The organism is Flavobacterium endophyticum, from assembly GCF_003634455.1.
Lineage (GTDB): Bacteria > Bacteroidota > Bacteroidia > Flavobacteriales > Flavobacteriaceae > Flavobacterium > Flavobacterium endophyticum.
Map to the genome: position 1 here is coordinate 306,248 of NZ_RBLC01000003.1, position 18,663 is coordinate 324,910.

Below are 18,663 nucleotides of genomic sequence, written 5' to 3' on the forward strand. Positions count from 1 at the left end.
TTTATTTTTGGTAGAAATGCTATACATTTATGATATGATTGAAGAAATAAAAATATATTATGATGAATTAGCATCGACTTATGATCAGAATAGGTTTGGGAATTCGTATGGAAATTATATCGATTCTCAAGAAAGAGCCTACTTGAAAAAGAACTTGCCTCTTCTTGATTCCAGCAACATCTTGGATTTAGGTTGCGGAACAGGAAGATTTTTAGATTATGCAACCCATGGCGCTGACATTAGTCCAAGAATGATTGAAGTTGCAAAAAGCAAATTTTCAGATAAAGAAATCAGATTGGGCAGTGTTTCTGAAATTCCATATCCCGATGCTTTTTTCGATGTCATATTTTCTTTTCATGTGCTTATGCATCTTGACAAGACAATCGTTAATGAATTTCTTCAAGAATCACATCAAAAATTAAAAAAAGAAGGCCGGTTGATTTTCGACTTTCCTTCTAAAAAGAGAAGAAGACTGTTCAAATACAAAAACGAAGGCTGGCATGGCGCTAATGATTTCTCAATTAAAGACATAGAAAACTTGATCGAATCAAATTGGAAGATAAAGCACCGTCAGGGAATTCTTTTTTTTCCTATCCATCGGTTTCCTTCTTCTACCCGACCCTTATTGCAAAAGATCGATACTTTTTTTTGCAAGACCTTTCTCAAAGAGTATTCTTCTTACCTCATTATTGAATTAGAAAAAACATGAATGCGAAAAGACTTATCCCGACGGTCGTAAAGCTAAAATTCAAAATACTAAAAAGGTATATTACTGATCTAGAATTTATTTCTAAAAATCGTTTTGCAAAAAAAAGACCACTAGAAAATATTTCTGGCTTCTCAATCACAACCGAGCAGGAAATAAAAAAAGGAGCTTTTTTAGAAAACAAAATCCACAACTTGCAGGTGGCTTCAAAAGCCATTAATGAGATTTGCGTCCTCCCAAACGAATTATTTTCTTTTTGGAAAATAGTTGGAAATCCTTCGGAAAGAAACGGATTTAAAAAAGGGCGGAATATCGTAAACCAAAAAATTTCCGAAGAAGTCGGCGGAGGACTCTGCCAGCTTTCGGGGATCATCTATCATACGGCATTGAAAGCCAATCTTAAGATATTGGAAAGGCACAATCATTCCGTCGATATCTATTCAGAAGAAGAACGGTTCACTCCTTTAGGTGCCGATGCTACTGTAGTTTATGGCTACAAAGATTTGAGAATTGTAAACAATAATCCTTTTCCGATACAATTCAAAATCGAAATTAAAGGTTCTCATATTGTTTGCGCACTAAACAGTCCACAGGAAATAGAAGAGCATAAAATAACCTTCAATATTGTCGATAAGGGTAAAAAAATAGAAGTAATTACTTTTATAGACACCAAAAAGGTTGCTATTTCTTTTTACAACAAATTAAGGAGTCGATGAAGAAACCTGCAAGACTTTGCCATTATAAAGCTTATTCCCTTTTAAGGTAAAATCATAAATATAATCTGCCATTTCTTTTGCTGAAAGCGGAGCTTGATATCCAGGGAAGGCTTCCGCAAGCATTTCTGTCTGTACTGAGCCTAATGCCAAGACATTAAAAGAAATTCCTCTTTCTTTATATTCTTCTGAAAGCAGTTCGGAAAGTGTTATTACTGCTCCCTTGCTGGAACTGTAGGCAGAAAGACCTGCAAACTTCATGCTCCCTTGTATTCCGCCCATGCTGCTGATGGTAACGACATGGCTTCCTTGTTTCAGATAAGGCAAAGAAATTCGTGTCAGCGAGGCAACTCCGAAAACATTTACCTTATAAATTTTCTCGAAATCTTGAGTAGAGGTTTCAGAAAATGGCTTCAGCAATAGCGCTCCTGCATTATGTATTATCGCATCGACTTGCTTCCACGCAGAAGAAAGGAAATTTTCGATTTTTGCTAGATCTTCTTCAATTGATAAATCAACAGACAAGCATGTAATGTTTTTATTTTCTAAAAGTGCCTGTGGCGTTTTTCGAGAAATTGCCAAAACTTGATGTCCTGCGTTTGCAAACAGCAAGGCTAATTCGTAACCGATTCCCCTGCTTGTTCCTGTTATGATGATGTTTTTCATTTCAATTAAACTCGCGATCCCTTTCGGACCGCATTCATTATTTTTTTAGGGTAATTTCCTTTGTAGAAGTATTTGCCATTTTTTCGATTACCGGCAGCATGTCTTGGATAAAGGAAGTCATGTGGGCCGTATCCATTAGCTTGAACTCATCTTGTACTTGGTGATAATAGTCGAAATTCTCAAAATCGAAAGTACAAACTGTCTGGGCTGGAATATTGAATTCTGTAAAAAACGGATAATTATCAGAAGCCATAAACAGCCTATAGGTGAGTTCTTGCTGTACAAACCCAATCAGATTTTTGCCTGAATATTCATTGAATTTTGAAGCCATGTTCGATTTTCCATAACCTGTAATATAGGCCGTGAAATCACGCTTCATAGGAACTCCGATCATTTCAAAATTCAACATCGTATAAATATTAAAGTTTTTTTCTTTTAGCTTTTTAGCCAAATGCTTTGAACCTAGCAGTCCTTCTTCTTCGGCAGAAAAGAACACAAAAAGAATGCTTCTTTTATTCGATTTTGTCTTACCGAAATATTTCACGATTTCAGTTACCGCTGTAGTTCCAGAAGCATTATCATTTGCTCCGTTATTTATATTATCTCCGCTAATTGCCTTTTCCGCCAAACCGATATGATCATAATGGGCACTGACCACTACAAATTCTTTTTTAAGCTTTGGATCGTTTCCTTCCAAATAACCTACAATATTATAAGTGGTTTTAGGATAGTTGGAGAGTGTATCTTTATAAGTGGAGAAATACGGCTTGATGGAATTCTCTGAAAAAACTTTTTCAAGATATTGGGCTGCCTTATCAATTCCGGGTGAACCCGCAGCTCTCCCTTGCAGTTCGTCGGAAGCAAGAAACTCTAATGTTTTAGCGACTGACTGCTGCTCTACTTTATAAGCAACAACTGGGGAATTTGATTTGCAGCTTACTAGGGCACACAAAAAAAACAGAGAAACTATTTTTTTAATCATCGGTCTATAATTGACGGGTTGGCTTTGGCTAAAGTAAAAAAAATAAGGCAATAATTGAGAATCTGTAAAGGATAAATAAGGAGGCAATTACATCGCATTTTTCTAAAAATAGAGCACAAAGATGTCATTTCGCATTTTTTTATATCTGATATCAGCGATTCCACATTCTCAAAACGCCACTAAATTTGTTGAATTCCACACTTTTTCTGTTAGATTTCCACACAATTACACAAATTCCCCATTAGCAACAAAAAATAAAAACAAACAAAAACCATTGATTATCAGATATTTAAACATAATCAGCATTACCTTTCACGTAATGGCACATTTATTTCTATTAACTAATCGAAAAAGAAAACAACACAATACCACAAAAAAATTGTTATGAAAAAGATTTTAATATTAGCCGCATTAGTATTAGGTTTTGGAATAAACGCTACGGCATCAGAAAAAACGACAACTGAAATTTCCGTTATCCAGGAAAAACAATATAAACCAATTGAACCATCTGCTATTCCAGCTGATGCGTTAAAAACCATCAGTTCAAAATATGGTGGATATACAATAAAGGAAGCTCACGTAGCTGACGATGGAGAGTACAAATTGATTCTGTCAAAAGATGATAAGACTGTAACTGCATACTTCACGTCAAAAGGTGAGTTTATAAAAGAAGCATAGTTTAAGTTAAGTTTGTTGAAGGAAGAATTTATATTCTTCGCAATATTAAAGGAGATGTGGGGGCATCTCCTTTATTGTTTTTATATTATAACATATATTAACACTTAAAATTGGTTTAAAATTTTAAATTTGTGAAAAACATTACTACACCCCTGTCTTATGAGTTCGAAAATTTTGGTGATTGATGATGACACGTCTTTTTGCGTAATGCTGAAAACCTTTTTACAAAAAAAAGGTTATGATGTTACCAATGCTTTCACTGCAAGAGAAGCAGAAGAAGCAATAAAAAATCAAGTTTTCGATGTGGTCTTGACGGATATCCGACTGCCTGACAGCGACGGCATCCAGATCCTAAAATCCATCAAAGAAACTTCTTTCAAAACCCAAGTCGTATTGATGACCGGTTATACAGATATCAAAACAGCCGTAAGCGCCATGAAAATGGGAGCTTATGATTATGTCGGAAAGCCTATCAATCCTGACGAGATTCTTCATACCATTGAACAATCCTTAAAAAAGAGAGCTGAAAAACCGGAACCTGTTGCCACAAAAAGCGAAAAGAAAGAAACTACCGATCTTGCTTTTGTGAAAGGGATAAGTTCTACTTCAAACCAATTACACGAATACATCAGCCTTGTCTCGCCAACCAATATGTCAGTACTGATTATTGGCGACAGCGGTACGGGAAAAGAATATATTGCACATACCATACACACGCAAAGCAAGCGAAAAGATAAGCCTTTTATTCCAGTAGATTGCGGTGCCATTCCAAAAGAATTGGCTTCTAGCGAGTTTTTCGGACATATAAAAGGTTCTTTTACGGGAGCTATCAATGACAAGACGGGCCATTTCGAAGCGGCCAATGGTGGTACTTTATTTTTAGATGAAGTTGGAAACCTTTCGTATGAAGTCCAAATCCAACTGCTTCGTGCTTTGCAGGAACGCAAAGTAAAACCTGTCGGCAGCAATCACGAAATCAAAGTAGATATCAGGGTCATTGCGGCTACAAACGAAGATTTATCAGAAGCTGTTAAGCGTGGCGATTTCAGGGAAGATTTATATCATAGGCTCAATGAATTTTGCATCCAAGCTCCTAGATTAAGCGAAAGAAAACATGACATCATGGTGTTTGCGCATCATTTCTTAGCTTTGGCCAATGAAGATTTAGAAAAAGACATTGAAGGCTTTGATGATGAAGTCATTGAATTGTTTATGAATTATGACTGGCCAGGAAATCTTCGCGAGATGAAAAATACAATCAAGCGATCTGTATTGCTTACCAAAACCAATTCAGTGCCTATTGATGTCTTGCCTCAAGAAATGCGTTCGGCTATTGAGCAAGAAAATGCTGTTTCGTATTATTCAAAAGAAAATGAAGAATCTGCAATTCGCTCTGCTTTGGAAAAAGCAGGTTTCAACAAAACCAAGGCGGCAAAACTTTTGAATATAGACCGAAAAACGCTTTACAACAAGCTGAAATTATACAGTATAGACCTTTAGTTAATTTCCTTTTCAAGCTCTGAAATTAGTACCGATAGTTTTTGAAAAACGACTTCGACATACTTTTCCATGTCCTCTTTGTCATACCCTAAAGTTTGGTCTTCTATCGGCTCCAGCAAATCTGAAATTGTATAGACTTCCATCTGTTTCAACATCGGAATCATCTTATGCGCTATTTCAGCCATCCTTTGATGGTTCATTTCCGCAACGGCTGTTCGCAACGATTCTGAATTTTCGGCAACGCTGGTTATAAACGTATCGACAATTAGTTTTAAAGAAACAGGATCGTTTTGCGTAAACTTGTTCAAGCTGGACAAATCAAACAATTTCTCGTCCTTTTTGGCATTGGTCACCTGAACAGCAACATCCATCGGCTTTCCATTGAAAATAGATTTCATCAAAAGAAGCAATTCTTCCAATCGTAATGGTTTTGGGTGAAAAGCTGTAAATCCTTTGCTTGTAAAGTCTTCCGGATTCAAATTTCTTTTGCCAGACAAGGCAATCACAGGAATAGATGCTACTTCTGGACTGTTATTATTCCTTATAATCCTCACCAATTCAAATCCGTCGATATTCGGCATCTGAATATCACTCAAGACCAAATCGAAATGCTCATGCTCCAGCAAATTTCTTACTTTAGAAGCATCGACCAACGTGGTTATTGATACCGGATAATTCGAGAAAATTTCTTTCATCAAAGAAAGTTGCATCGCATCATCATCAACAATCAAGATTCTTTTGTCTCGTAAAAATTCCGTTTCAGAATCTAAAATCGACACGCTTTCCTCTACTGCTTTTATTCCCGACTTGATGGCCGGAATAGTAATCGTAAATATCGATCCTTTGTTTTCCTCACTATCCAAGACAATGCTACCATCTAAAAGGTATAGCATTCTTTTGGCAATTGTCAAGCCGAGACCGGTTCCGCCGAATTTCTTCTCGATTCCTGCATGCGCTTGCGTAAATTCTTTAAAAACAGCTTTTTGCTTGTTTTTGGCAATCCCGATTCCTGTATCGATAACCGAAACCACGATATTGTTTGCTTCAATCTTCGCCAAGACCTCAACAGAGCCTTCTTGCGTAAATTTTATCGCATTCGAAACCAGATTGGTCAATATCTGTTTCAATCTATAAGGATCCGAAACAAAATTATCATCAAGCGCTTCTTCTACATCCCAATTCAGCTCGATATCTTTGTTTTCGGCATTTGGCTCCAACGGCTTGCAGGTACTTTCTATCAAATCTTTAAAATTAAAGCTGATCTTTTCTATAGTAATACGGTCATTTTCAAGTTTTGAGAAGTCGACCAAGTCGTTGACAAGCTTTAATATATAATTAGACGAATGTTTTATATTGTCGAGATACTGTTGTTGCTTTGGATTAATCTGCGTGTTTTTCAATAAGTCCGAAAAGCCGATAACGCTTCCTAAAGGTGTTTGTATATCATGAGTTACAGTTGCCAAAAGCATCATCTTGCTTCGTAACAAATCTTCTTTTTCAGCATTCAAAACCTCGAGCTGGTTCCTATAATTTTGATTGATGGTCAGGTCCCTGATAATGATGTAGGCAAAAAGAATCAGCAAGCAAAAAGTTATGGCTCCCACCCAGGCAATGGTTTGAATAGTATTATCAATTGCGTGTTTGGATTCATTGATTTTTGCATACGATTTCTGCAATATCTGCTTTTCAAGAGATGAAAGAACCGTTCTTAGCTGATCAGAAATAAAACGGTTCTCATCCAGCATTTTTTGTTCTTTCTCAAACAGCTCATAGTGCAGTTTATTATCTTTTATAAGCAGTTTTGTCAGCACGCCTTCAAATGCCATCGTAAGCGAATCATTCGAAAGTGGCAACCTGCTCAAAGAATCTAATTGATTTTTCGTAAGGACTTCATTTAAAAAGGCCCTGTACTGCTGTCGGCCGGAAAACTTAACCGGCTTTATTTTTTTGACCAGCGAATCTTTGGTATTATAAATTTTCCGTACGGCTCTCTTGAAAGTTGATTTTTCATCAACATAATTTTGGAATTTTATAATTTCATTGATGCTATTTTTCTTTTTCTGAAGCAGGTATTGAATCGTATCCAGCTTAGCAAGTTGTGTTTTGTCTGCTTCGGATTTTATCGCTTCGATTTCAGACTTTACGCTATCGAGCAGTTTATTGTATTCGTTATAATCGGCTCTTGAACCTGTCAATATAGAATTTCTTCCTGCCGATTCAGAAGCATACAAGCTCGCAATAGCATTACTAATTCGGATAATCTTTTGATTGTCAGCAGTGACATCTTTATTGGGAGTTGCTATTTTTAAAATTTCAGAATAGACAAACCAAATAGACAAAACGGCTATTACAAAAAGCAATAGATAACCAACAATAACTTTACCTTTTAACGATCTCGGCTTCTGACTCATGAGATAAAGATAGTATTTAAAAATAATCTGTTCCAAAAAAAATCCAGCTGAAATTGCTGGATTTTTATATTTGGCTATGCCAATGTCATTGAAATTATCCGTTCAAGATACTTCTAGAAATTACGATTCTTTGTATTTCTGATGTACCTTCATAAATCTGAGTGATTTTTGCATCACGCATCATTCTTTCTACATGATACTCTCTTACGTAACCGTTACCACCATGGATTTGTACCGCTTCAATAGTAGTATCCATTGCTGTTTGAGAAGCAAATAATTTTGCCATCGCACCCGACTGAGAAATATCTTGTCCAGCATCTTTTTCACAAGCTGCTTTCATACACAACATTTCTGCCGCGCTAATCTGCGTTGCCATATCGGCCAATTTGAAAGCAATGGCTTGGTGTTTGGAAATTTCCTTCCCAAAAGCTTTTCTTTCTTTTGAATATTTTAAAGCCAATTCATAAGCTCCGGAAGCAATTCCTAAAGCTTGAGAAGCAATTCCGATTCTTCCTCCGTTCAATACTGCCATGGCAAAATTGAATCCGAAACCATCTTCTCCGATTCTATTTTCTTTAGGAACTTTTACGTCTGTAAACATTAATGAATGTGTATCAGATCCGCGGATTCCCATTTTTTGTTCTTTCGGACCGATCTCGAATCCAGCCCATCCTCTTTCAACAAGAAAAGCATTGATTCCTTTGTGTCCTTTTTCAATATCAGTTTGAGCGATTACGATATATGTCGAAGCGGTAGCTCCATTCGTAATCCAATTTTTTGTACCATTTAAAAGATAATGGTCACCTTTGTCGATTGCTGTTGTTTTTTGAGAAGTTGCATCACTTCCTGCTTCTGGCTCAGAAAGGCAGAAGGCACCAATTACCTCACCTTTTGCCAACGGCACAAGATATTTTTGCTTTTGCTCTTCGTTGCAATATTTTTCAATACCTGCACAAACTAAAGAGTTGTTAACAGACATTACTACGGCTGCCGAAGCGTCTACTTTTGCAATTTCTTTCATTGCCAAAACATAAGAAACGCTATCCAATCCAGCACCTCCGTATTTAGGGTCAACCATCATGCCTAGAAACCCTAGTTCAGCCATCATTTTGACCTGTTCTGTCGGAAATTTTGAATGTTCGTCTCTTTCAATTACACCTGGAAGCAATTCTGCTTGAGCAAAATCTCTTGCCGCTTGCTGAATCATTAGGTGTTCTTCGGTTAATTTAAAATCCATAATTTGTAAAGGTATTATTTGCCGTTCGTTGTTTTTTTGTGCCCAAATGTAAATATTAATTATCAAATTTTCAATAAGATTGCCTAATTTTGGCCCTATGGTCAAAGAAAACTATAACGTTATCGGGGTTATGTCGGGAACATCCTTAGATGGTATCGATCTGGCCCATATCCTTCTTAGCCGCCATGAGAACCGATGGCGCTTTGAAATTAAAGAAGCTGTTGCTATCCCTTATTCTGAAGATTGGATAGCCCGGCTTAAAAATGCCGTGGATTTTTCAACTGCAGAACTCGAGATTTTAAATAAAGAATATACCTTATTATTAGGGAACGTGATTTCCAGCTTTATTAAAGACAATCAATTGGAAAATTTAGATGCAGTCTGTTCGCATGGACATACTATTTTGCATCAGCCACAAAACGGCTTCACATTGCAGATTGGAAATCTTCCAAACATTGCGAACTTGGTCGGAGAAAAAATAATCTGCGATTTTAGAGTGCAGGATGTTCAATTAGGCGGACAAGGCGCTCCTCTTGTTCCGATCGGCGACCGATTCTTATTCTCAGACTATGATTACTGCCTAAATCTGGGCGGTTTTTCAAACATTTCTTTTGAAGAAAACAACACTAGAATTGCCTTTGATATTTCTCCCGTAAATACTGTCCTTAATTATTATGCTGATCTAGCAGAATTGGAATATGACGATAAGGGGAAAATAGCCCGAAGCGGAAAAGTTTCCGAAGCACTATTGCAAGAACTGAATGCCCTTGATTTTTATTCGAAAAGCTATCCTAAATCTTTAGGTTTTGAATTCGTAAAGACAATCGTTCTTCCGATGATTGAAAAACATCCGATCCCGTTAGAAGACAAATTGCGGACTTTTGTAGAACACATTGCAATCCAGACTGCTTTGGCCGTTCCAAAAAAATCGGGAAGGCTTTTGGCGACAGGCGGCGGCGCTTATAATGATTTCTTGCTCGAAAGAATGGCCTTTCATCTTCCGCAAATGACATTTGAAATTCCCGACGACAAAACCATACAATATAAGGAAGCGCTAATTTTCGGACTCTTAGGCGTTTTGAAATTGCGAAACGAAATCAATGTGTTGGCAAGCGTGACCGGTGCCAAACACGATCACAGTTCCGGAAAAATATTCTTGCCTTAAATTAGGATTGTGATTCTCAAAACTTTGCTCTTTTGAAGCTTTAAAACTATATTTGCAAACCAATAAAACAATACATACAAACAGTACACATAATGAAAGATTTACTTAAGAAATTTGAAAATAAAGAACCTGAAATAGTATTCAACTGGAAAGATGCCGAAACAGAGGCAGAAGGCTGGACAGTTATCAATTCGCTTCGCGGTGGTGCTGCAGGTGGCGGAACAAGAATGAGAAAAGGATTGGACATGAACGAAGTTCTTTCTTTGGCAAAAACTATGGAAGTAAAATTTTCAGTTTCTGGGCCTGCTATTGGCGGTGCCAAATCTGGAATCAACTTTGATCCAAATGACCCAAGAAAAAAAGGCGTTTTGCAAAGATGGTACAAAGCTGTTTCTCCGTTGTTGAAAAGCTATTACGGAACCGGAGGCGACTTGAATGTAGACGAAATCCACGAAGTAATTCCGATGACCGAAGAATGTGGCGTTTGGCATCCGCAAGAAGGTGTTTTCAACGGACATTTTAAACCGACTGAAGCTGACAAAATCAACCGAATCGGACAATTGCGTCAAGGCGTTGTAAAAGTGATTGAAAATCCAGTTTATTCTCCAGATGTCAACCAAAAATATACCGTAGCCGATATGATTACTGGTTTTGGCGTAGCCGAAGCAGTGCGTCATTTTTATGATATCTATGGCGGAAGCATCAAAGGAAAAAAAGCTATCGTTCAAGGATTCGGAAACGTAGGTTCAGCAGCAGCCTATTACTTAGCTAATTCTGGAGCAAAAATTGTGGGTATCATCGACCGTAACGGCGGTGTTATCAATGAAAACGGATTTACTTTTGAAGAAATCCGAAACTTGTTTGTAAACAAAAACGGAAACCAGCTGGTAGCCGACAATATGATTCCTTTTGAAGAAATCAACCAAAAAATATGGGCCATCGGAGCAGAAATCTTCACGCCATGTGCCGCTTCAAGATTGGTTACTCAAGAACAATTAGACAATATGACCTCTTCTGGATTAGAAGTCATTTCATGCGGTGCGAACGTTCCGTTTGCTGACAAAGAAATTTTCTTCGGTCCGATTATGGAAGCGACCGATAAAAAAGTAAGCTTGATTCCTGACTTTATCTCTAACTGCGGTATGGCCAGAGTATTTGCTTATTTTATGGAGAAAAAAGTTCACATGACTGATGAAGCTATCTTTAACGATACTTCTGAAATAATCAAAAATGCGATCCAAAAGGCACACGCCTTAAATTCTGACAAGAAAAACATCAGCGCGACTGCTTTCGAGATTGCCTTGAAACAGTTGGTCTAATTATTGATTATAGTAGTTCAGATAACATTTTTTCAATAATTCCGTTATCTTTATGATACTTTTATAAAGAATAATTTTTTAAAGCTATGAGTTACACCATTTCTGAAGAGCAAAAAAAGTCGTTGGCGATCACAACTGTATTGTTTGTGATTTTCATCCTGCTTTTGATTTTAATAAAATTTGCTACCGAAGAGAGAATCCAAGAACTTGCCGGAGGCGGTGGAGGCGGTGTAACTGTAAACTTTGGAGACAGCGAGTTTGGTTCTGGAGCTGATTATACGAGCGAGGTTTTAAAAGTAAGCCAAACTGCAAAATCAGCTCCGCAATCATCCGCGAGTGCTCAAGAAGATATTTTGACTCAGGCTTCTGATGATGAAGACGCGGTTTCTGTGGTTGAAAATAAAAGGCCAGTCAAAACAGAAATTAAAAAAACGGATAAGCCTGTTGTTGTTCCTGAAAAGCCTAAACCTTCAAAATCCACTAATGATGCGCTTGCGAATATCTTAGGCGGAAATAACAAAGGTGGTGATGGCGACGATGGCGTTGCTGGAAACAAAGGAAAACTCAATGGCGATAAAAATTCAAACAACTATTATGGCGATGGAGGTTCTGGAGGAGGAACAGGCGGTGGTAATGGTCCTGGAAACGGACCAGGCAATGGCCCTGGAAGCGGACCAGGTTCTGGAGGAGGAACAGGCGGCGGTTATTCATTAGGAAACCGAAAAGCCATATCCAAACCAGCTCCTGCTTACAAATGCAATGAAGAAGGAAAAGTTGTTGTTCAAGTGACTGTTGACAGAAGCGGAAAAACAATAGGTGCTGTTCCTGGCGTAAAAGGAACAACTAATGCTGCACGTTGTTTATTGGATCAGGCAAAAATTGCCGCAATGAATACCAAATGGTCTTCAGACAATGATGCCGCCGAAAAACAAGTCGGAACAATCGTATATAATTTCAGCTTGAATTAATATTCAAACGTATATTCATCATTTTCAATTCTGAAAAATGACCTATCCTGAAACTTTAGACTGGATGTTCAACCAGTTGCCAATGTACCAAAAACAAGGTGCTTCTGCCTATAAGGAAGATTTGACAAACACTATTTTATTAGCAAATCACCTGCATAATCCGGAAAAAGAAATCAAAACAATTCACGTTGCTGGAACAAATGGAAAAGGCTCTACCTCGCACTTTTTAGCATCGATTTTACAAGAAGCGGGATACAAGACCGGATTATACACTTCTCCACATCTAAAAGATTTTCGCGAAAGAATAAAGATTGACGGAAAAGACATTTCCGAAGATTTTATTGTAAGCTTTATTGCCCAAAACAAATCCTTCTTTGAAGAAAACCAATTGAGCTTTTTCGAAATGACTGTCGGTTTGGCGTTTGACTATTTCCGCCAAGAAAAAGTTGATATCGCGATTATCGAAGTCGGTCTGGGCGGACGATTAGATTCTACAAATATTATTACTCCTCTCCTTTCTGTCATTACCAATATCGGAATGGACCATGTGCAGTTTTTAGGAAATACGATGGGAAAAATCGCTTTTGAAAAAGCGGGAATCATCAAGCCAAAAATCCCAGTTGTCATCGGAGAATACACTTCCAAAACAAAGCCAGTTTTTGAGAAAAAAGCGAGTGAAACCCAATCCGAAATTTTCTTTGCTTCCGATATAATCCAAGAAACCTATCCTTCGGTGCTGCTTGGCGATTATCAAAAGCAGAACAAAAAAACGGTTCTGCAAGCGATTCGCGTATTACAATCTCAAAAACAATTTCAAATTTCGGAAGAAAATATAAAAAATGGTTTTTGGAATGTGGTCAAAAATACCGGACTGCAAGGCCGTTGGCAGCAATTGAAAGAAGTTCCAAAAGTAATCTGTGATACGGCACACAACAAACACGGACTTGAAATCGTAATGAATCAAGTAAACAATCAGAAATTTGACAAGCTTCATATCGTATTGGGAGTCGTAAACGACAAAGATTTAGACGATGTATTGCCTCTTTTCCCAAAAAACGCTACTTATTATTTTTGCAGGCCTGATATTCCTCGCGGATTAGATGCTTCGACTTTACAGCAAAAAGCAACATCATTCGGACTCAATGGAAAAGTATACAACTCTGTTACAGAAGCTTACAAAAACGCTCTAGAAAATGCTTTGGAATCTGACTTTATCTATGTTGGTGGAAGCACATTTGTAGTAGCAGAAATTTTATAATTTTTGTAAATATAATTTGCAGATATAAAAAAACAGTCTATATTTGCACTCGCAATCAGGGCGATTAGCTCAGTTGGTTCAGAGCATCTGGTTTACACCCAGAGGGTCGGGGGTTCGAATCCCTCATCGCCCACAAGAAAAGCCGAAACGTAAGTTTCGGCTTTTTGCATTCTACAAAGTCTGAAAAGATTTAGCCTATTTACTAAAAAACCACAGCCTTATATGACTGTGGTTTACAATTGAATTAAGTAAGATATTGAATTATTTTTTAGGAACGAATTTCATCGTCGTATTATTGATCAATAGTGATAAGCTATCAGGAGTGAGTTCCCAAATCGTCCATTGAAGCGGATCTAGCGAACCAGCAGGCATCACGTTCAGCGTTTTGTCTTCATCGGTCAGCGACCAAGTACCGTTGTAGTTTTTGATCGTATTCGTGTGATCCATCATTTCAACGCTGACTTTTCCGTCGGCGCCAAGGTTTAATTCACTCTTGCCTTTCATATCGGCCAGTACTTTTTCAAGCTTGGCTTTATATGCCTCTTTGTCCTCGGCAGCATTAAGTCCTACTTTATAGTCTATGTCGTTTAAGACCCAAACTTTCGTCAATGTTTCCTTTACCGATACAGGCGTCTCAGCTGCTGGTATTTCAGTAGCAGTGGTGTCTTTAGTGACCGCATCGTTTTCTTTAGTTTCTTTTGACCCGCAAGATACGGCCAGCGCAATGACTAGTCCGAGCATTAGATTTTTAAATTTCATAAGTAAAATATTAAGTTGTTAGTAATTTCGTTTAGCGGCCACTGCGTAAGCTTTCAGCGCGCTTATTTTTGGCAATTAAAAACGCGAACACTGCTGCGATGACTACCGGAATCCCTGTTAAAAGAGCCAATGTTCTGCTTGGAAGTCCAGAATATTCACTTCGTTCGAGATTAGGAGAAGCAAAATAGGCCGCCAACAAAAGCACTACAGAAGACACTAGTAACATTCTGGAAAAATTTAAATTCGGGCGAAAAAGAAATACGCCTAGTATTAATGAAATTACGACAAGAAAACCAAGTAGCATTTGTACCGTCGTATATACTGATTCTGACGGAAGTTTTTTTAAACCCTCTTCTGCCGTAGCAATCTGTTGGTTCATTTGCGTTTTTGATTCGCCTGTCATGTTCTTTGCTTCTTCTTTTAATAAAGAAAGGCTTTGTTCCGCTTCAACAATTTCCATGCGACTTTCGCGAAGATCATCCTTATCGCGCTGGGCTCTCCAGATTGACATGGTTCCAAATAGTAATGCAAATAAAATGACAAGGATTCCAAAAATTCGTAATGCTGTTCTCATGTTCTTTTTTAATTGATTTAGTTTACATAAAAAGTTAAGTCTGCACAGTTCCATAAACAGCATCGTTTCTGAACTGTATTGCAATACTAAATCAAAAAGAAATATAATTTTTGGCCGATGAACATACGCGCTATTTTGCGAGATTATCGTCGGCAATGAGAGGAAAAGCGTTTAAGGATATAAGACAGACTTTCGAGCAGCAAGAGGAATTCTTCTTTTTTTACGTACGGATAGCGACACACTGGGTTTGTTCTGCATCACGATTGTATACCACCATCAGCCTTGATAAAATGGTCAAAATACGCCATCTTAATCAAGTACGATTTGTGCGTGCGTAAAAAGCTGTACGGCGAAAGCATCGTTTCGTACTCTTTGAGATTGGCAGAAACGACGAGTTTTGGCGTATTCATAAAGTTGAAGGTCGTGTAATTCTTATCGGCTTCGCAACTTACAATATCTTCCCTACTCCTTCACAAACTTTCCACTTCTATTACCCACTTTCAAAATGTAAATTCCGGCTGGCAAAGAAGTAACACTGACTGTATTTACATCTATTTGACGACAACTCATCTGTCTGCCGGTCAGGTCTAATATCTGTGCTATCGCATTGTCTTCTAGTCCAGCCGTATCAAACTTCAATTCTTCTTTTACAGGATTCGGATAAATCGACAATAGGCTTTTTTGAGTATAAGTATATTCTGGAGTTCCCAGTACCGAAAATTGGAAAGTCGCACTTACCGGCAAATGGTTGGAAGTCGTATTATAATAATTACTGATATTTTGCACTATCGCCGCTTCTTGAGCCGTACTACTCGAAACATAGTTGGCGGACAGCTCGTTAGAAATGATGATGTTTTCGATAATCGGGTGCGCTCCCCAAGTCTGGTTCACATCAACCATGTTTTTGGTAATGCTGTTGTAATTGACCTCATCGTCGACAAAGTTTTTATAGGGCGACAGCGTACAGGCGCACGCATCGCTTGTTGTTCCGATAAGATAATCGTTGAAATCTCCAATCAGTATCAGGTTCTTTGAATTATAGCTAGTTCCGTCAAGAATCATCTTTAAGGCTTGTGAAGCCCCTAGTCGGCGCGTATAACTAGTAGCATTACCGTCTTCAGCCTTAGCATGAATGTTTACGATAGATACCGGAACTAATGTAGTTCCCGAAATAAGATTTACGGTATACAACGCAGGATAGCGTCCGCCAGACCAATTATAATTATAAGAGTTGCCTTGCGACGGACTGCCGCTGCTTAATTGCGTAGCGCTCACAAACTGCACTTTTGATTTTTTATAGATGATACCTTGTCTCTGGTCGCAATCGCCTGTTGTTGTAGGCACGATCTTGCCTTCCCATTCGTCACTACCCAAAAGCGACACGAGTGTTGCGATAGAAGGATTTGCTGCAGAGTTGGAAACTTCTTGGATGCAGTATATATCCGAATTCATCGAAAGCATGGCCGCCGCAACATTAGCAATCTGTTGGCTTTCGTTAGTCGGCCCGAATGAAGTACAGCCCAACCATTCCGTATTCCAGTTTGTAATTTTAAAAACACCGGCATTCGGATTTGTTGCTTGCGGTTGACCTACAACTTTTACGTTCTTTATTTCCCATGTAGCGCTCTGGGTTGCGCTGCTTTTATAGCGAAAAGCAATTCGTGAGTTTTCTGATTTCGCAGCATCTGGTATCACAAGCTGTCCCGAAGACACATATTGCCAGGCAGTAGGAACCGTTTGGTTCAATCCTGTCAGTTCAATCCATGTTGTTGTTGCCGGATCGCCTGTGTAGTTAGCTGTAGCAAAAACTTTATACCAGCCTTCTGCCACGCCTACATTTAGGACGCCAGCATTGCCGCGCGTATGGTTAAACGTGAGCTTTACGTTATCTGTCTGATACAGATTCATTGCCGAACTGATAAGCCAGTCTTCGTTTTCAAAGCTTTGTCCACCTGCATACCCGTTGCACATGGCTCCATAAATCGTACTATGCGACCAGTTTTGCGAACCCGTAACACTAAAAGCGCTAAACGTATTAAAACTTTGTGCCGTAAGCAACGTCTGGTCTAGAATTGTGGTCTGCGCCGATGACAGGTTTGGAGCAAGGCCTGAAAGGACCAATAAAATAAGCAATCTAAAATAGTTTTGCATTTTGTAGGGGTATCGATCTGAACAGCCAACAAGAAAATTGCCAAGAGCTGTATAGAAAATGTTTGTTGAGCGCAAACATACAAATAAAACCGATTTGCATTTTTACTAAAACATTAAGATTGACGGCTTTTGGATTTATTGGCTGTTTTCTTTTGAGTGTTCCATATACTTTTCCCAAAGAAGTTTGATTTTTGATTGCTCTGCTGGGTCTTGATTCTGTATTTTTTCATAAAAAAATGATAGAATCTAAAAAGATACTCATGAGGTACTAGGGTACAAAAAAAAGACGGCGGCCTTAGGCCGCCGTCTTTGTATTCTATTTGCTTTTATCAAACAGCAAGCCACAAAAGCAATGCTATAGATAAGAGTACTATCAGCAAAAAAATAGATTTTATATTCCAATTGTCTCTATACCATTGAAAGGCAGAAAAAATCGGCAGAAAAAATGTGAGAACAACAGCAGGAAACCATAGAATCTCGAAAACAGCTCCTACGCTCGCCCTGTCATATACGTTTACCTGCGTTCCTATAAACCAATACAGGAACAAGAGAAGCAAAATGACAAGAAGAACAGTAGCCATCCTTAGCCTGCTTCTTCCCTGATGTACATTATTCATAGTATCATGGATAAGGTGTTATTACTTTTACTGCAAACCAATACCACGCAATAGTATTGCCCGAACAGCTGGTTGGCTTACAGCCGCTGAAGCACCATGAATGTTGGCATCGTTGGCATGCCATATCGTGTGCCAGACAGCCAGCATTCCAATAATAGCAATTGCCACTATAATTACCGCAACAGCCACATTCCCCGCCTTGGGGCCATCTGCTCGTCATAAAATAATTATTCAGCTGTACCCTAATTTGCGACATGGTCATATTCCCATTCAAATATTCGAGTGCATTGAGATAATGTTGTATACCTCCATTAGTAGGATCGTCTGGCTGGCGTTCACGAAGATACGCTTTAAATTCTGCAGCGTTGATAACCACGTCTTGCTCGCATACAAATCCAGAAACCACAACAGGAAAAGTCTCCATTACTCTATAATTGACGCTTCCTGTATTGGCCACATCTCGTCTGGCACCTTTTAGCAGGGAACTAAACATGAGCAATCCCTGATAGACATAAGAACGCTGGAATTTTGCATCTGTCGTATCGTGAATAGAAAGAGCCATAGTCTCCACGAAATCACTATGTCTTAATACCGGAGTTCTTCCATTTGCTCTAAAAAGGGTTCTGTATTTGTCCTTTAACATCGCATTCAAGGCAACAGTATCTTTTACATTTGACGGCGTTAAGGAAATGCTGCCATAATCGATCGTCTTTCTCAAGACATCATCCTTGATCTTTAAACTGATGACCATGGCGGTATCACGGTTAGCGACATTCAACTGGACGCCATATTTGACGATGATGCCTTCTCCGGCGTTCCTATGGATCCATTGAGAAAATGCCATCTGCGTGCCTGCAGCAAACAGGACAAGGCAGAAAAATAATAATTTTGCTTTCATAAAAATAAGGTTAATTAATAATTGGTAGTTTTTTAAAAGTTAACCTCACAAAAGTTAACTT

General features: G+C 38.4%; 18 protein-coding genes and 1 tRNA gene. 10 read left to right on the forward strand and 9 right to left on the reverse strand.

The features are described 5' to 3' along the window. Positions 1-34: 34 nt before the first annotated feature. The gene (locus CLV94_RS12880) at positions 35-709 is read left to right on the forward strand and encodes a class I SAM-dependent methyltransferase (protein WP_121376898.1); all 675 of its coding nucleotides are present in this window, start codon (positions 35-37) and stop codon (positions 707-709) included. Then, entirely contained in the window at positions 706-1,422 is a 717-nt protein-coding gene (locus tag CLV94_RS12885; RefSeq protein WP_121376899.1) for a VanW family protein, read from the forward strand. Before CLV94_RS12880 ends, CLV94_RS12885 begins: the two co-directional genes overlap by 4 nt. Here the strand turns inward: CLV94_RS12885 and CLV94_RS12890 are convergent. Further along, on the reverse strand, positions 1,408-2,085 hold the full coding sequence (locus tag CLV94_RS12890) for an SDR family NAD(P)-dependent oxidoreductase (RefSeq protein WP_121376900.1): 678 nt from the start codon (positions 2,083-2,085) through the stop codon (positions 1,408-1,410). The two genes, CLV94_RS12885 and CLV94_RS12890, sit on opposite strands and share 15 nt — an antisense overlap. Before the next feature lie 37 nt (positions 2,086-2,122). Next, entirely contained in the window at positions 2,123-3,067 is a 945-nt protein-coding gene (locus tag CLV94_RS12895) for a M28 family peptidase (protein WP_121376901.1), read from the reverse strand. A 384-nt stretch (positions 3,068-3,451) separates the two neighbouring features. Between CLV94_RS12895 and CLV94_RS12905 the strand changes: the two genes are divergently transcribed. After that, a complete protein-coding gene (locus CLV94_RS12905; RefSeq protein ID WP_121376903.1) occupies positions 3,452-3,745 on the forward strand; it encodes a hypothetical protein in 294 nt (97 codons plus the stop codon). Between the two features lie 159 nt (positions 3,746-3,904). Then, on the forward strand, positions 3,905-5,245 hold the full coding sequence (locus CLV94_RS12910; protein ID WP_121376904.1) for a sigma-54-dependent transcriptional regulator: 1,341 nt from the start codon (positions 3,905-3,907) through the stop codon (positions 5,243-5,245). Here CLV94_RS12910 and CLV94_RS12915 read toward each other — a convergent pair. Then, complete coding sequence (locus tag CLV94_RS12915) at positions 5,242-7,656, reverse strand: ATP-binding protein (RefSeq protein ID WP_121376905.1); 2,415 nt, start codon at positions 7,654-7,656, stop codon at positions 5,242-5,244. The two genes, CLV94_RS12910 and CLV94_RS12915, sit on opposite strands and share 4 nt — an antisense overlap. A gap of 94 nt (positions 7,657-7,750) precedes the next feature. Continuing rightward, a complete protein-coding gene (locus CLV94_RS12920; protein WP_121376952.1) occupies positions 7,751-8,893 on the reverse strand; it encodes an acyl-CoA dehydrogenase in 1,143 nt (380 codons plus the stop codon). Positions 8,894-8,990: 97 nt separating this feature from the next. Between CLV94_RS12920 and CLV94_RS12925 the strand changes: the two genes are divergently transcribed. The 5 genes from CLV94_RS12925 to CLV94_RS12945 all read left to right on the forward strand — a co-directional run bounded on the left by CLV94_RS12925 (position 8,991) and on the right by CLV94_RS12945 (position 13,736). Continuing rightward, positions 8,991-10,058 (forward strand): anhydro-N-acetylmuramic acid kinase, encoded by a 1,068-nt coding sequence (locus CLV94_RS12925; protein WP_121376906.1) that lies wholly within the window; start codon positions 8,991-8,993, stop codon positions 10,056-10,058. Between the two features lie 92 nt (positions 10,059-10,150). Continuing rightward, on the forward strand, positions 10,151-11,377 hold the full coding sequence (locus tag CLV94_RS12930) for a Glu/Leu/Phe/Val dehydrogenase dimerization domain-containing protein (protein WP_121376907.1): 1,227 nt from the start codon (positions 10,151-10,153) through the stop codon (positions 11,375-11,377). 86 nt (positions 11,378-11,463) lie between these two features. After that, positions 11,464-12,345 carry an energy transducer TonB gene (locus CLV94_RS12935; protein WP_121376908.1) on the forward strand — a complete coding sequence of 294 codons (882 nt, stop codon included), beginning with the start codon at positions 11,464-11,466 and terminating at the stop codon, positions 12,343-12,345. A 37-nt stretch (positions 12,346-12,382) separates the two neighbouring features. Beyond that, on the forward strand, positions 12,383-13,603 hold the full coding sequence (locus CLV94_RS12940) for a bifunctional folylpolyglutamate synthase/dihydrofolate synthase (RefSeq protein ID WP_121376909.1): 1,221 nt from the start codon (positions 12,383-12,385) through the stop codon (positions 13,601-13,603). A 58-nt stretch (positions 13,604-13,661) separates the two neighbouring features. Further along, a tRNA-Val gene (locus CLV94_RS12945) sits at positions 13,662-13,736 on the forward strand. 128 nt (positions 13,737-13,864) lie between these two features. On the opposite strand, the gene CLV94_RS12950 is transcribed toward CLV94_RS12945, so the two are convergent. From CLV94_RS12950 to CLV94_RS12965, 4 genes are all read right to left on the reverse strand, one after another. Further along, on the reverse strand, positions 13,865-14,362 hold the full coding sequence (locus tag CLV94_RS12950) for a hypothetical protein (protein WP_121376910.1): 498 nt from the start codon (positions 14,360-14,362) through the stop codon (positions 13,865-13,867). Positions 14,363-14,393: 31 nt separating this feature from the next. After that, positions 14,394-14,936, reverse strand: coding sequence for a hypothetical protein (locus tag CLV94_RS12955; protein ID WP_121376911.1), 543 nt, complete (start codon positions 14,934-14,936; stop codon positions 14,394-14,396). Positions 14,937-15,193: 257 nt separating this feature from the next. Next, positions 15,194-15,391, reverse strand: a complete 198-nt coding sequence (locus CLV94_RS12960; RefSeq protein WP_121376912.1) for a LytTR family DNA-binding domain-containing protein — start codon at positions 15,389-15,391, stop codon at positions 15,194-15,196. A 7-nt stretch (positions 15,392-15,398) separates the two neighbouring features. After that, positions 15,399-17,087 (reverse strand): T9SS-dependent choice-of-anchor J family protein, encoded by a 1,689-nt coding sequence (locus CLV94_RS12965; protein WP_121376913.1) that lies wholly within the window; start codon positions 17,085-17,087, stop codon positions 15,399-15,401. Between the two features lie 447 nt (positions 17,088-17,534). Between CLV94_RS12965 and CLV94_RS17065 the strand changes: the two genes are divergently transcribed. Next, positions 17,535-17,690, forward strand: coding sequence for a hypothetical protein (locus tag CLV94_RS17065; protein ID WP_170148800.1), 156 nt, complete (start codon positions 17,535-17,537; stop codon positions 17,688-17,690). 18 nt (positions 17,691-17,708) lie between these two features. On the opposite strand, the gene CLV94_RS12975 is transcribed toward CLV94_RS17065, so the two are convergent. Then, positions 17,709-18,602: a hypothetical protein gene (locus CLV94_RS12975; protein ID WP_121376915.1), complete on the reverse strand. Its 894-nt coding sequence runs from the start codon at positions 18,600-18,602 to the stop codon at positions 17,709-17,711. Between the last annotated feature and the right edge of the window lie 61 nt (positions 18,603-18,663).

Coding starts and splice junctions, on each gene's coding strand:
- CLV94_RS12880 (WP_121376898.1), top strand. CDS start 35: ATGATTGAAGAAATAAAAATATATTATGATGAATTAGCATCGACTTAT.
- CLV94_RS12885 (WP_121376899.1), top strand. CDS start 706: ATGAATGCGAAAAGACTTATCCCGACGGTCGTAAAGCTAAAATTCAAA.
- CLV94_RS12890 (WP_121376900.1), bottom strand. CDS start 2,085: ATGAAAAACATCATCATAACAGGAACAAGCAGGGGAATCGGTTACGAA.
- CLV94_RS12895 (WP_121376901.1), bottom strand. CDS start 3,067: ATGATTAAAAAAATAGTTTCTCTGTTTTTTTTGTGTGCCCTAGTAAGC.
- CLV94_RS12905 (WP_121376903.1), top strand. CDS start 3,452: ATGAAAAAGATTTTAATATTAGCCGCATTAGTATTAGGTTTTGGAATA.
- CLV94_RS12910 (WP_121376904.1), top strand. CDS start 3,905: ATGAGTTCGAAAATTTTGGTGATTGATGATGACACGTCTTTTTGCGTA.
- CLV94_RS12915 (WP_121376905.1), bottom strand. CDS start 7,656: ATGAGTCAGAAGCCGAGATCGTTAAAAGGTAAAGTTATTGTTGGTTAT.
- CLV94_RS12920 (WP_121376952.1), bottom strand. CDS start 8,893: ATGGATTTTAAATTAACCGAAGAACACCTAATGATTCAGCAAGCGGCA.
- CLV94_RS12925 (WP_121376906.1), top strand. CDS start 8,991: ATGGTCAAAGAAAACTATAACGTTATCGGGGTTATGTCGGGAACATCC.
- CLV94_RS12930 (WP_121376907.1), top strand. CDS start 10,151: ATGAAAGATTTACTTAAGAAATTTGAAAATAAAGAACCTGAAATAGTA.
- CLV94_RS12935 (WP_121376908.1), top strand. CDS start 11,464: ATGAGTTACACCATTTCTGAAGAGCAAAAAAAGTCGTTGGCGATCACA.
- CLV94_RS12940 (WP_121376909.1), top strand. CDS start 12,383: ATGACCTATCCTGAAACTTTAGACTGGATGTTCAACCAGTTGCCAATG.
- CLV94_RS12950 (WP_121376910.1), bottom strand. CDS start 14,362: ATGAAATTTAAAAATCTAATGCTCGGACTAGTCATTGCGCTGGCCGTA.
- CLV94_RS12955 (WP_121376911.1), bottom strand. CDS start 14,936: ATGAGAACAGCATTACGAATTTTTGGAATCCTTGTCATTTTATTTGCA.
- CLV94_RS12965 (WP_121376913.1), bottom strand. CDS start 17,087: ATGCAAAACTATTTTAGATTGCTTATTTTATTGGTCCTTTCAGGCCTT.
- CLV94_RS12975 (WP_121376915.1), bottom strand. CDS start 18,602: ATGAAAGCAAAATTATTATTTTTCTGCCTTGTCCTGTTTGCTGCAGGC.